The following is a 13509-nucleotide window of genomic DNA, read 5'->3' as shown; positions in this document are numbered from 1 at the left end:
CGAAGTATAGTTTAGTTAGCAAGTAGGATGGGCAGTGATTGAGACAGATAAGATCAGCTTGCAAAGCGCATTGGTAGGTACTCCTCACCGACGATTAATCCCAATGGTGCCAGATGTGAGTATAAACATTTCCACGATCACGAATTGTCTTAGAGGATATCTGAAAAGTTTTTTTATACTGAATTTTGCCCCCCTAGCCCCCCAACTTTGGGGGGAACAAGAGTCTATTTGCTTCTAAAAGTCCCCCAAGATTGGGGGATTTAGGGGGCTTGGATGTAGCAAATGAAACTTCTCATACAACCTCTTATAAAACTATATTCAATCAACGTTTTATCCTAATAACTTCACCTTTAAATATTTAGATGAAATTCCTTGATCGTTACCAGAGCGATAATTTTTACGTAAGCTATCAACTATCAGCTATTAGCTATTGGCCATAAGCGAGGCTACTGTTCGCGCAGCGTCTGGGTAGCGTAATCGGTGCTTTTAAATCAAATAAGCTGACGGCTGTTCGCGTAGCGTGAGCTTTTAGCTCACGGCTGAATTATTTTTTCCAAGCTTATTGAGTTTGAATAATTTCTGTGATTGGAATAGTTTAATTATCAGCAGACTCTAAGAATTTAATCGCACTCTTGCGGAATTTAATAGTCATTTTTAATCCAATCTGTCAGATCAGTCACGTCTTCAGTCTCATAGTCTTGAGGTAAGCCAAAAGTGGTGTCAAGCTCTTGTTGCTCTTGATCACTAACGTAAGGCATTAACATATGACAGAGTAAGAGTCTTTCTTCTCTCAAAACTTCTCGGATGCTTTCTTTTATCAGTGTTTTTAGAGGATATCTGAAAAGTTTTTTGATACTGAATTTTGCCCCCCTAGCCCCCCAATTCTGGGGGGAACAAGAATCAATTTGCTGTTAAAAGTCCCCCAAAATTGGGGGATTTAGGGGGCTTGGATGTAGCAAATGATACTTCTCAGACAACCTCTTAAGTCTTGAGTTTCCATAGCTTTTGAATTAAAGGTTATTTTTTATAATTATAGCGTTGTTTAGACTAGGGATTAAGGAGTAGGGAGTAAAGTAAAAAAAAATAGCCGCAGAAATACTATCCACGACTATTTCAATTTCTTATGTCACAAAATTAGCAAACCTAACCTGATCAAATCCTATCTGATTGGCCAAAGACCGCGCTAAAAAACCAGACCACAACCTTGGCCAGGGGGGAAACCCCCCCAGAAAATTAAGGTGTTATGGCAACAACCAATACTTGGTGATTGTAGTCCTCACTTCTCCTGGAACATCAGTCGCTTCCAAAGGCGTCCATTCCGCAATCTCTGCATAGCCTAGGGCATACAGCATTTGCATACTATAAAGTACTGATTGACGAGAACCTTTCAGAGTGTGTTGAGCAGGTTGTTTCTTGAAGTTTTGGCTGAATTTTTGTGACATCATAAAAAATCTCATTTCGGTTTATATTGATTATTGTAATGATTATAGTTATAGTTGTCAAGGGTTTTAAAAAGTTTTTTTTGGGAAGTTTTAGGGTGAATAAAAAATTAGCGTTCTGGTAGCGTTAGCTTTGCGGCTCTTCCCTCTGTTAAACAACAACCAATTAAAATCTTGATTGGGGGAGTAATTGTAATTATAGTTAGTAATTTATCAGCTGATTGGGGACTATAGCAATCCTATCTGATTCGTGAAATAAATGGGCTGTTTTAAGGCAGAAGGCAGAAGGCAGAAGGCAGATGATACCAGAGTTGGAGCTAGTTTTTAATAAGTCCAGTGATTTTACAAGCGATGCAGCGCCGCTCCCTGCTCCCTGCTCCCTTAGCTAAAGTGTTTATTTAGCATAACAAGTACGGAAGAGCCAACTTTTCCAGAATCACGGATGTCTCCAACACAGAAGAGGAAAAGAAAAAAACCTTCTGATTTGTTGAATTTTTGAGAATTGATAATTGGAATATGCCTGTCGTGTTGGCGTTGCTGATTATGGGTATGGTTTCGCCCCCCTAGCCCCCCAATTCTGGGGGGAACAAAACTATCAAAGTCCCCCAGAATTGGGGGATTTAGGGGGCTTTAATAAAACCAGATGATCGCGCATTCATTCCTTAATTCAGCAACGCCGTCGTGTTGGTACAAAAACTATTTTCTACTTTGCTCAGACAATTACCACTGGTGCTAAAAACTGGAGTTTGTGGACATCACCTCTGGGTCGGTGTAGATAATGGTTTATAGAGACACAACAAAAACCAGTGACTATTGAAACTCAACGTACTAGTCGTTTTATCGACCCCTGGCCTTATATTGCTATCGGGTCTACAGTACTGGTATTTTTTGCCTTATCCCATGGTTATCGGTTCCAGAAAACACTGCTATCTACTACCGTCAGTGCCAGGCAAGAGGAACCGCTGCAACTTCAAACACTGTCCCTCAAGCGCCAGCTGATTGGTGCTCTTCGCATTGAAGCTAAAGCAAAAATTCCCCTTAACCGATGGGTTACTTATGAAATCCAGTTACTCGATGGCCAAGGTCAACCATTCGCCTCCGCCATCAAGCAAGCCTGGAATGAATCAGGTACTTGGTATGATGATGGGGAGTCTGGTACTTGGCAAGACGATGACCTGTTAGGAGGACTTGATGTTCGCGCCAAGCAGGATGAGATGGTGACCATTGCCATTGCAGTTTTGGAGTATGGGGATACATCAGGACAAGTACTTGATCAACCAGTGCCGTTTCAGGTAACTGTCCAAAATGGAGTGATAGATACGCGCTATCTTTGGCCAGGTTTAGTGGGGACATTATGTCTTACCTTGATGACTTTATATGCAGCGCCATTAACCGGGAAAAAAGCCATCTTCAAAACGATTAACGATAGCGACCCCAGCGATCGCGCTATAGTCGGTGGTGCAAATCGCCTTGTGCGGGTTAGAGTTGATGTTAAGGCAGATGAAACTTCCCCATCGAAACTAGAAGTTCGCCTTTTTGTCAAGGACTCCTATGGTGAGGAAATCTATAACCGTTCGTTTCCCTTGCCTATGAACTATCTCAAAAACAACGGCAAGATCAAGAGAGCAACAGGTAAAGTACAAACATTCTTCCTGTTGGAATCTCGCAGTTCCTATGGTTTCTCCGTGGAAGTATGGCCAGATGCATCTGTCGATCGCACAACCTTGAGAGTTATTGATGGCAACCGTACCTTACAAAGCGTTGAGGTCGTAAAAATTAGCCCAACCGTTGATACGCCATTAATGCCTTAAAAACAGGTAGGAGAGTGTGGGATATCGAGAAAAAAATCTATTAAACAGTTTTAGCAGTGTCACGGGCTTCGAGCAAGATGCTCCCACTACTTGTATTTTCCATCCAGGAATTGATCCCATGTTGACCAAAATTTTGACAGCGACGACAGTTGCGATCGCACTATTTACCATAGTCGCAGGTTACACTCAGCGTTCAGCCCTTGTCCTGCGGGAAGAAAAACAAGAGAACTACTGGCCCCGACATCGGACCTATTTATCCGGTTACTATTATCTAGGTATTTGGGAATCGTCGCCCAATCGCTCAGACTATGGTAGCTTTCGCGGAGGCGGTCCGGCTACTGGGAAATAGACTATGGAAGATGCGATATCAGATGGGAAACCGATAGCTAACTCTAGCATCCCATCCCTCAAACCGGACCAGCGTTGGTTGCTGATGATTGCTGCTGCGGTTTCCTCAATTTGTGGACTAGCGGTAGAACTGTTGCTGGGAACTCTAGCAAGTTACTTGGTAGGGAATCAAGCTCTATCCTATGGTATTTCCGTTGGAGTATTTCTCGCAGCAATGGGTCTAGGGTCTTACCTGAGTCAGTTTATTGCTGTCAATCAGACCAATTCCCCATCTCTACAACACCAACTACTCTTAGTCTTTGTCAAAGTTGAACTACTCATTGCTCCCCTAACTGCCGTATTGCCTTTAGGACTATTTGCTGTATTTGTTAGCAATGGTTCCATCTGGCTGGGTTTATTCTTCGTCACTATTGTTCTGGGAGTACTAGCAGGACTGGAAGTGCCGCTACTGACCCGAATTCTGGAATTGGACAAAGGGGTGCGGGAAGCATTAGCAGGTGTTTTAGCGTTAGACTATTTGGGAGCACTACTGGGTTCCCTCGCTTTTCCCATCCTCTTATTACCCATTATCGGTTTATTTCCTACGGCTTTTGTCTTAGGGTCATTACCCGCCTTGATGGTGTTTGCTATTGGGAGACGCTTTCCCAGACTGCGGCCCTGGGGATATTTGGGTTTAACCCTAGGTATTCTCCTGTGTACCTTGGCTCCCTTAGCCATTCCGATTAGCGACAAGCTGGAAAATACTCTGTATAGTGGGCCAGTGATCACCCGCATCCAGTCTCCCTACCAACGCATTGTCCTAACACGACAAGGACAGGATGTTCGTCTCTTCCTCAATGGCGATTTGCAATTTTCCACCCTCGACGAATACCGCTACCATGAAGCTTTAGTTCATCCCGCCATGAGTGCTAGTGTTGGTAGGCGTCGGGTTCTGGTGTTGGGTGGAGGTGATGGTATGGCCTTGCGGGAAGTGCTCAAATGGCCAGAAGTCGAACGAGTCCTACTCATCGATTTAGACACCGAGGTTGTCAAGTTAGCTAGTCATCACCCTCAATTAGTCCAAGTTAACGATAACTCATTTTCCGACCCCCGTGTCGAAGTGTTGTATGCTGATGCTTTCATTAGGGCACCCGCACTCAACGAAACCTTTGATGTGATTATTGCCGACTTTCCCGACCCCGATCAAGAGATTATTGCCAAGCTTTATGCAGAAGGATTCTACCGCCGTCTCTTACCGCGATTAGCAGACAAAGGCATGTTTGTGACTCAGGCATCTAGTCCCTTTTTTGCTCCCAATGTTCTGAGTTGTATTGCCGCAACCTTGGAAAATGTCGGACTATTAGTTCATCCCTATGTTATAGATGTCCCCAGCTTTGGGCCTTGGGGTTTTGTGCTAGCATCAAGGCGATCGATTCAGCCGGACACCCTCAATTTATCGGTATCAACTCGCTTTCTCACCCCAGCCATTTTACACTCCTTGTTTGAGCTGCCAGGAGATATTAAGTTGGGTAATGTCGAGGTCAACCGCCTTGCTCATCCTGTGATTGTACGCTACCAATCTGACCCCCGTTGGGCAGCTTACTAGTGCAAGAAGGCTCCAAGGCAGTCCCGATAAACAATTTTTTTCACCATCATGCATGAAAATCAATCTTGCCTGACTCCTGTCTCCTATTTTCAGATTAGAAGGCGGGAGGCAGGAGGCAAGAAAGTACTGCTTGACCCCTAGTGGTAATTCAAAATTCAAAATTCAAACTTCAAAATAAAGAAAATCATAAATTTTGCAATTTTTTAATTCTGGAAGCCCCCTGGGTAATTAAAAATTAAAAATTAAAAATTAAAAATATAGAATTGTCCGAATCATTTTGAATTAATAATTTTGAACTTTGAATTGGAGCGCGTTAAGCAGCGTGACCATAGGTCAAGCGACGGCGGGTACAAGCCCCCACTGATTGTCATTTTGAATTAATAATTTTGAATTTTGAATTGGAGCGCGTTAAGCAGCGTGACCATAGGTCAAGCGACTTGACGAAGTCTTGTGAAAATTGCTTCAATTGCTGGGAAATACAAATGACTCCGATGCGCTCATTTTACCCAACACCTAAAACCATTAACCTAACACCTATCTAGGTTATCGCTTTGTTGTCACCCCGTGGGGTTAATAAAAAACAAGCAATACCGTAGTGTATATTTCAAATAATCGCTTTTATAAAATTAGCGATCGCGCTTATGCGATTGCGCCCGTCCAAAACTATTGATATTAGGGGATTGACAAAATCAATGGTTTGTAGTTTTAAGTTTACACAAAATTACCTTGATTTAGGAGGATTGACAAATCCTTTTACTTGTGCAGCTAGGCGTTAGCATATTTAAGCATATTCAAGCATATTAATTAAAGTTGATTAAGATTAAGGTTGATTAAGGTGCATTGTTATTGAGGAAAAAGCAAGTTAGTATCTGAAGGTTGTCAGCCGCAAACGTCTGATATATGTAGATACTTAGCACAGCTAAGTGCTAAAAAATTAACTAAAGGAGCAGAGTATGACTACACAGCCCAGAACACCAAATCCTGAAAATCCAGAATTTCAACAGTTTCTCGCGACTATAAATCAGTGGTACACTGAAGACACGAAAGGTTTTCAAACCTATTTCGATGCAGCGGTGGAAAATGTCAAACCAATTCCCGAGGAAATTTTAGAAGATGATCCAGACGGAAATTACACCTATGATTGGCGAAACAAAACAATAGATGACTTGTGCCAATTCTTTACAGATTGGTACGTTTGGGAACCATTAGTTCCCACTGGATTAGATTATATCCAAAAGTTTAGCTGGCTATATTATAAAAATGAATACGGCTTGGCCTTTGTGACCAAAGGTGCTGGTTATCAGATGACCGCATATTTTGTAGAAGTGCGCGGCAAATACTTTGATTCTACTGACTCCCAAGAACTTATTAAGACATGGGTTAATGAGCTTGGTGGTGCAACGGCAGTCTGTTCTGAGTTTTATTGCCCAAATCAGGAAGACCCTTATCTAGGATTTGAGAATTTTAATCAATTTTTTGCCCGGAATCTAAACCCAGAAGCTAATCCAAGACCGATTACTTCACCCGATGACGACTCTGTGGTCGTGGCTCCAGCAGATAGCGTTATCAATATGATTGTTAACGACTTAACCCTAGAAACAAAAATATCTGTAAAAACAGTATATTTAAATGTTGTGGAGCTTTTGAATAACTCAAGTTTTGCCCAAAACTTTGATGGAGGTACAGCTGTTTCTTGTATCCTCATGCCCGATACTTATCATCACTACCATGCACCTGTATCTGGCACGGTTGTAGAGTCTAACGAAGATGTCGCAGGCGAATATTTTGGTATCGATAATTTTCCGGGCTTGTTAAACGATGACAACGTTGGTTATGGATATTCCTACAGTGTATTTGAACATTTTCGTCGCGGCTATTTAGTGATCGAAACCGCCAACTATGGTCATGTGGCGATGATACCGGTAGGATTGAACACCATCGCTTCAGTGATATTTGAGGATCGATTCAAGAATGTCACTTCTGCAAGCCCCGTTCCGATTACAAAAGGCGAAAAAATAGGGTACTTTCAGTATGGTGGATCCTTAAACATTCTTTTGTTTGAAAAAGATCGTTTCCCCTCATTAAATATCCTACAAGGGCAGCAAATTGGATTCCTGCTTGGTGAAGCAGAAGCAGACGTGAAGTTAACCAAGACACGGAAGAGTCGTTTCTTGAATCGGATTGCTTATTTAGCCAGATAAGCAATTTATAGCAATTCTACGACTTGTGAGGTACACAATTTCTAGATTTTAGGGAACAGGGAACAGCGATGCAGCGCGGTCTTGGGGGTTTCCCCCATGAGCGACTGCATCAAGACGGGAACAGGGAACAGGGAAGAGATAAGAGGGAATAGCGATGCGCTGCATTAAAACAGGGAATCAACGTCAAAGAAGACTGTACCTCATGAGTCCTATAAACGCTATATCAGGGGGTTAGGGGTGGGTTCCTCTTGCCTCTTTTCTGTTCCCTGTTCCCTGTTCCCTGTTCCCTGTTCCCTTTGATTACACATCATCCCCCTCGGATACAAGCCCAGACCAAAAGCTACCAATATGTACAAACTGTACTAGGATCTGGTTTCACCGACTTCATCTTTTTGCCCTGATCGTAGTCAAAGCTTCCCTCACAAAAGCCACTTTCACTTTCCAACGCACAATTCACAACAGTTGTATAATTTTTGCGATGATGATTGTCGATAATCTCAAATTTACCCATTAAGTTGTCTCGAGAAAATGAAACTAGATAAGCATAGGGCAAATGCTGGTATCTTTCAGGTTTATATGGGACACAAGGAACTTTATCATAAACATTTTGGATACGAATAGTTCGTGTCTCCGGGTTTTGTTGAGGTGCCTGTTGTTGATAAAATTCTACAAATGCTTGGTTGCCTACACGAGGGGAAGCATAGTTGTAGCTTACAGACTTGATATCTGGTCTAGACAACGCCATATCAAGTGTGAAGAACGTGCTCAGTGTAGCTCCTAAACTATGGCCAGTAATATACAGAGTATCGATCGGTTTTTCAGATGCTTGGTATTTATCAACTAGGGCAAACACCTGATTCTGCATCGAGGGTGTGTTCCCATCACTATTGGAATAGATATGGTAGAAACCTGATTCAACCCTAAGCTCAGATGGCACTACAACATCTTCCTGATAAGGTAAAAATGTTGTATGATTAACACCAAAATTATCTATTAGATCCTCTGTCGAAGAAGTACCTCTAAAAGCAAATATATAAGTGTAAGGAGACTGCTGAGATCGAAACACTAGACCATAACACTCAACAGTTTTGTATTTATTAAAAATCGCATCAACACCAGTCCAGTAGTCTACAAAATCATAACCATCCGGTGGAGACACCTCAAGACACTCAGCAGGGTTTTGCTTATCAAAAGCATCATAAGTTAGACCGCTTGCTTGCGCTAAAACGATGGCCCTGGTGTGATCAAGGTCAGCAGTTGTGAGGTAAGTAATTGTCTTATCCATCACGCATGCTTTCATTAGGATTGCTATATATAGCAATCCTATCTGATTTGCGAAAGAAATGGTCTGCTTTAAGGCAGGAAGCAAACGGCATATGGCAGAAGGGAAGGGAGAAAGCACCAGTTTTTAACAATTCCAGTGATTTTACAAATACATTACATAATTTAGGATTGCTATATAGGCTCCCTCCCCACTAGCAAGGATGAAGCCCATGGCATTACTCTCGAGTCTGCTAAACTCTAGTCATGTAATTATTTTTTGCACAAAAGTCCCTACAATTGATGGCTGCCTCAGAATTAGCAACAGAGGGATGCACGGTACATTTAAGACGGTAATCACCAGTAAAAAACTGACAGTTAGAACAGGGAATTTGATGCAGTCGTTTGGCAACAGCAAAACTTTCTCGGACTGCTGACAAAACCGTCCAAGCTAGAATCATCGTTATCCCCCAAGCCAAACAAAAGCAAATCAGGTTTAGATAAGGCTGGAGGGCATAGATCAGTACGTAAAGGAGTTGAAACACAATTTATAGCAATTATTATTTGGGTGAGGTACAGAGTCCTGGGTTTTAGGGAGCAGGGAGCAGGGAGCAGGGAGCAGGGAAGAGGGAAGAGGTAAAACATTTTGTGTACCTCATAACTATGATAAACGCTATAATCTTTGCTCCGAATAACTAAAAGGGAATATCATCTAAATCTTGTTGATGACTAGGGTTACCAGAGGTTGGGTTTTGAGGAGATGAAGACCCAAAAGAAGACTCAAAACTTTGCTCAGTATTTTGTTCAGTGCTGGTATAAGCAAAATCTTGTTCGGTATTGCTAGGAAAAGACACAGATGACGACATCCGATGTTGCTCCATCGATACAACCTTATCATGGGTTTGGGGACGGGATGGTTCTGGGGTATGCTGGAAAGTTCTGTCCGAGGCCATGACGTGTGGCTCGAAGTGATCATCTGTTCCCAATTTGTGAATCCGGGAAACATTCAATTCTGCCCGTTTTTCCTTGAACCCTTCTGGTCGCTCAATCACATTCATCCTTAAGCTACCTTCAATCACCACGCGATCGCCTGTGGAATAGTTTGTTTTAATTTCATTAGCCAAATATTCCCCCCAACCTACCACTTTTAAGGTTGATGGGGATTCCTCAGCCTTGAGACCGGCGAATTGTACTAGCATCTGAGTCAGGGGTATCTGATTCTCTGAGGTGTAACGGAGTTCTGGATCCTGAATAATTTGTGCCATTAAAATGCAGCTGTTCATCTCGTATCTCCCTTGTCCTTTCAGTGTTGACTCCTTATTATAGAACAAGTGTACCAATACTTTTGGTTTTTCTTTGAGTGAACTTAACCTTCCTGGGGAGGGAGATGGTTATCATTTAACGGGGGGTTTTAGGGAGTCGGGAGTCGGGAGTCGGGAGTTGGGAACAGGTAAAAATCCTGTGTGGCTTATTAATAAGACAACCGTTATAGTCATCAAAACTAGCGCTATAGTATTAAAGTTTATAGTAGTGGTTAGTGCTTAGTAATTAGTTGTCTTTCAGAGCACTCTAACTAACCACTAATCACTAACACTAATCACTACCTACCAACAATTAACTAACTACCAACAATGGCGTAGCGGCTTTCCTTTGAGGTCTACAAACACTCTCAGTTTTCCACCGCTATGCCTGTTAACGTAAGCATTCAGCCGTCAGCTATCAGCCGTCAGCTTATTTTATTCAAAAGCTGTTCGGTGTAGCGTGCGCTGTGGGCATAAACTGTTCCCGTAGCGCATTAGCTGATAGCTGATAGCTGATACGCGACACGCTGATAGCTGATAGCTTACCTGTGAACAGCCGATCAATCCGATTTATGACACGGCTGAAGGTTGCGCTTCTACACCTTGTTCTTTTTCAACGAATTCCTGAACATGGTTGCGATAATGCTTGAGGTTTTCCTCGGCCCAATCCCGGTCATCGCTGTTGGCAAAAATATGAACCAAGGGTTCGCCAGCATCGGGTAAAATCAACACCCAGTTATCATTTTGCGCGTTGATAATTTTAACTCCATCAACAAGTTCGAGCTGCTCACTGGGATGGGTTTCGACCAGATGACGCATCAGGCTACCCTTAACTGTCCAAGGACAGCGCAGGGTAACGGTTTTGTACCATACGCGCGGGAGCTCAGCGCGAATATCAGCAAGCGATCGCTCTTGGACTGTCAGCATCTCGATCAACTTGGCGATTCCAAACATGGCATCAAAGCCTGGATGTAGTTGGGGGAAAATAAAGCCCATGTCCCAACTGCCTCCCAATACCACATTGGGGTTGCTTTGAGATGCTTCCATCAATGCTGTGGGGTTAGCTTTGGTGCGGATCACCTTGCCATCATGCTGTCGGGCAATTTGTTCCACCGCACTTGATGTCTGAACTGGAACCACCACAGTGCCCCTGGGATTAGAGGTTAACATAATATTGACCATCAGTGCAGTCAATACCTCACCTCGAATCGACATTCCCGATTCATCCACCAAAATCAGCTGTTCCCCATTAGCAGAGACCTGCACGCCAAAATTGGCTTTTAGGGCCTCGACCACCTGACCCAGCTGATTGAGCAAACTCTCTCGTTCTTCTGTGGAGATAGCTGTTTGTTTCAAACTGGCATTGAGGACTACTGCATCAGCACCAAATTTCGCTAACAGTCGGGGTAACACTGCACCAGAGACGGCATAAGCATAGTCAATAACTACCTTAGAACCACTGTTGCGAATTGCCTCTACATTGAGATGCTTCTCAAAGGCAGTACCGTAGATATCGATTAACTGGATCGGGTAGTTAACATTGCCGATATCATTGATCTGGACTCGTCTTAGGTCTTCTTTAAAGTAAGCCCCCTCAATTTTTTTCTCTTTACCCTTGCTGATATTAATTCCCTTGGCATCAATAACTTCGATCAGGATATGATCTGGTCGGTCAGGATGCACTCGCACATGGATACCTCCCTCAACCCCTAGGGTTGGTACCACGGTTCGAGCCACCGGAATTGCGGTTGCATCTAGGTTCTGGACATCGACACCCACAGACATCAATCCCCCAATCAAAGACCGGGTCACCATGCGACAGATACTACGCTGGTCACGGGAAAGTGATACTTGGGAGCCTAGTTTTAAGGTAGACCCATAAGCAGCTCCCAACTTAACGGCAAATTCAGGAGTAATATCGATGTTGGCTAAGCCTTGGACACCCCGCTGACCAAAAAGATTCCGTTGGGCAGTGTTGCCCCAAATTAAATTGATATTCAATGTTGCACCTGATTCTATAGTTTTACTTGGCCAAACCCTTACAGTGGGACTAATTTGAGCTTCTTCTCCCACTTTAGACAGGGAACCGACAACGGCACCTTCGAAAACTTGAGCACGACGGTCTACCCGGGTTCCCCTTGAAATGGTGCAGGCACTCAGATTAACCTCTTCACCAATCAACGCTCCATTCCAAATAATCGGTCGTTTCAGGTTAGCGTAGGCAGAGATGGTAACATTATCGCCAATTACTGTTCCTGCTTCGATGTGGGCGTTTGGACCAATCCGGCAGTTGCTACCAATTAGTACTGGGGTTTCAATCTTGGCAGTAGGGTCGATATAGGTATTTTGTCCCACCCACATTCCTGAGGATTGTTCTGGGTAAGCAAAGTCTAGTGTGACTTTATTCATTAAGCCGTCATACTGGGCTTCTCGGTAAGCCTCCAGGTGACCGACATCACACCAATATCCCTCAGCCACATAGCCATACATTGGCTCATCTTTCTCGAGGAGTTTCGGAAACAGGTCTTTGGAAAAGTCACATTCCTCATTTGATGGCAGGTACTCTAGAACCGATGGTTCAAGAATGTAAGTGCCAGTGTTAACAGTATCGGAAAAAATTTCTGAGGTCGAAGGTTTTTCCAAAAATCGGCGGATGCGCATTTCCTTATCGGTGATCACCACCCCGAACTCAACGGGATTGGGAACGCGAGTTAGGATTAATGTCGCCTTTGATTTCTTAGCTTTATGAAATTCGATCGCAGCAGTCAAATCAAAGTCGGTGATGCTATCGCCACTAATGACTAAAAAGGTTTCATTGAGTAATTCGGAAATATTTTTAACACAACCTGCAGTCCCCAGAGGCTGTTCTTCTTCTACCGCATAGGTCATCTTTACCCCAAAGTCACTGCCGTCTTGGAAGTAGTCCCGCATGACATCTGGGAGATAGTACAGAGTGGCAATGACCTCAGTGATATTGTGCCGTTTGAGTAGATTAACAATATGTTCAGCAATGGGTCGATTCAGGATTGGCACCATGGGCTTGGGCAGATCACAGGTCAACGGTCTGAGCCGTGTTCCTGAACCACCAGCCATCAGCACTGCTCGCATAATTCCTCCTCTTTTAACCCGTTAAGGGGTTTGATCATGTTGTCTACGTTCATTTGTCTTTTTATGGGCTTTTTTTAGTGAAGTACTTTCCTCCACAAACAGTGACTTGATCTGAAAACCGTGATTTTGGTATGGCCTAGTCGATAGTGATTCATAAAATAGTGCTTTCGACAAAGACTGGCGGAACCATAACTAACGACACTGGTGTCGCCAAGTTTCCTCCTCCCTGAGAAGAAAGATCGCGTGTTGACCCGCTCCTTCTTCACTCAGGTAATCATGACTACTGAGTTTGGCTAGTCTGTAACTCCTAAGGGTGACACCACAAATGAAGACTAGAGAAACTGGATCTGGATCAATGCTACTTTGAGCTGTAATCCGAATCAATTCGGTTGATTAACCTACACACTTATGGTATTGAGGTCATGGTCTAACACTGGCTTGATAAGGTAAAATTAT

General features: G+C 43.3%; 10 protein-coding genes. 4 read left to right on the top strand and 6 right to left on the bottom strand.

Annotated elements, in window-relative coordinates:
* Positions 1 to 641: 641 nt before the first annotated feature.
* Together F6J90_RS39330 and F6J90_RS39325 are read right to left on the bottom strand one after the other, a co-directional pair.
* Positions 642 to 794, bottom strand: coding sequence for a hypothetical protein (locus F6J90_RS39330; RefSeq protein ID WP_293107084.1), 153 nt, complete (start codon positions 792 to 794; stop codon positions 642 to 644).
* Positions 795 to 1241: 447 nt separating this feature from the next.
* Complete coding sequence (locus tag F6J90_RS39325; protein WP_293107219.1) at positions 1242 to 1442, bottom strand: hypothetical protein; 201 nt, start codon at positions 1440 to 1442, stop codon at positions 1242 to 1244.
* Between the two features lie 803 nt (positions 1443 to 2245).
* On the opposite strand from F6J90_RS39325, the gene F6J90_RS39320 reads away from it, so the two are divergent.
* The 4 genes from F6J90_RS39320 to F6J90_RS39305 all read left to right on the top strand — a co-directional run bounded on the left by F6J90_RS39320 (position 2246) and on the right by F6J90_RS39305 (position 7384).
* Positions 2246 to 3250 carry a hypothetical protein gene (locus tag F6J90_RS39320; protein WP_293107081.1) on the top strand — a complete coding sequence of 335 codons (1005 nt, stop codon included), beginning with the start codon at positions 2246 to 2248 and terminating at the stop codon, positions 3248 to 3250.
* A gap of 16 nt (positions 3251 to 3266) precedes the next feature.
* A complete protein-coding gene (locus F6J90_RS39315) occupies positions 3267 to 3599 on the top strand; it encodes a hypothetical protein (protein ID WP_293107078.1) in 333 nt (110 codons plus the stop codon).
* Positions 3600 to 3602: 3 nt separating this feature from the next.
* Positions 3603 to 5183, top strand: a complete 1581-nt coding sequence (locus F6J90_RS39310) for a polyamine aminopropyltransferase (RefSeq protein ID WP_293107075.1) — start codon at positions 3603 to 3605, stop codon at positions 5181 to 5183.
* A gap of 953 nt (positions 5184 to 6136) precedes the next feature.
* The gene (locus tag F6J90_RS39305; protein ID WP_293107073.1) at positions 6137 to 7384 is read left to right on the top strand and encodes a phosphatidylserine decarboxylase; all 1248 of its coding nucleotides are present in this window, start codon (positions 6137 to 6139) and stop codon (positions 7382 to 7384) included.
* Positions 7385 to 7724: 340 nt separating this feature from the next.
* On the opposite strand, the gene F6J90_RS39300 is transcribed toward F6J90_RS39305, so the two are convergent.
* The 4 genes from F6J90_RS39300 to F6J90_RS39280 form a co-directional block, all read right to left on the bottom strand.
* Positions 7725 to 8684 carry a lipase family protein gene (locus F6J90_RS39300; RefSeq protein ID WP_293107070.1) on the bottom strand — a complete coding sequence of 320 codons (960 nt, stop codon included), beginning with the start codon at positions 8682 to 8684 and terminating at the stop codon, positions 7725 to 7727.
* A 338-nt stretch (positions 8685 to 9022) separates the two neighbouring features.
* Entirely contained in the window at positions 9023 to 9289 is a 267-nt protein-coding gene (locus tag F6J90_RS39290; protein WP_293107225.1) for a hypothetical protein, read from the bottom strand.
* A gap of 50 nt (positions 9290 to 9339) precedes the next feature.
* Positions 9340 to 9927 (bottom strand): single-stranded DNA-binding protein, encoded by a 588-nt coding sequence (locus F6J90_RS39285; RefSeq protein ID WP_293107067.1) that lies wholly within the window; start codon positions 9925 to 9927, stop codon positions 9340 to 9342.
* Between the two features lie 588 nt (positions 9928 to 10515).
* The gene (locus F6J90_RS39280; RefSeq protein ID WP_293107064.1) at positions 10516 to 13053 is read right to left on the bottom strand and encodes a mannose-1-phosphate guanyltransferase; all 2538 of its coding nucleotides are present in this window, start codon (positions 13051 to 13053) and stop codon (positions 10516 to 10518) included.
* Positions 13054 to 13509: the final 456 nt, after the last annotated feature.

Source organism: Moorena sp. SIOASIH, assembly GCF_010671925.1.
GTDB lineage: Bacteria > Cyanobacteriota > Cyanobacteriia > Cyanobacteriales > Coleofasciculaceae > Moorena.
The sequence above is the reverse complement of the archived record's forward strand: the minus strand, read 5'-3'. Positions and strand labels throughout refer to the sequence as shown.

Coding starts and splice junctions, on each gene's coding strand:
- F6J90_RS39325 (WP_293107219.1), bottom strand. CDS start 1,442: ATGTCACAAAAATTCAGCCAAAACTTCAAGAAACAACCTGCTCAACAC.
- F6J90_RS39310 (WP_293107075.1), top strand. CDS start 3,603: ATGGAAGATGCGATATCAGATGGGAAACCGATAGCTAACTCTAGCATC.
- F6J90_RS39305 (WP_293107073.1), top strand. CDS start 6,137: ATGACTACACAGCCCAGAACACCAAATCCTGAAAATCCAGAATTTCAA.
- F6J90_RS39300 (WP_293107070.1), bottom strand. CDS start 8,684: ATGAAAGCATGCGTGATGGATAAGACAATTACTTACCTCACAACTGCT.
- F6J90_RS39290 (WP_293107225.1), bottom strand. CDS start 9,289: ATGTTTTACCTCTTCCCTCTTCCCTGCTCCCTGCTCCCTGCTCCCTGC.
- F6J90_RS39285 (WP_293107067.1), bottom strand. CDS start 9,927: ATGAACAGCTGCATTTTAATGGCACAAATTATTCAGGATCCAGAACTC.
- F6J90_RS39280 (WP_293107064.1), bottom strand. CDS start 13,053: ATGCGAGCAGTGCTGATGGCTGGTGGTTCAGGAACACGGCTCAGACCG.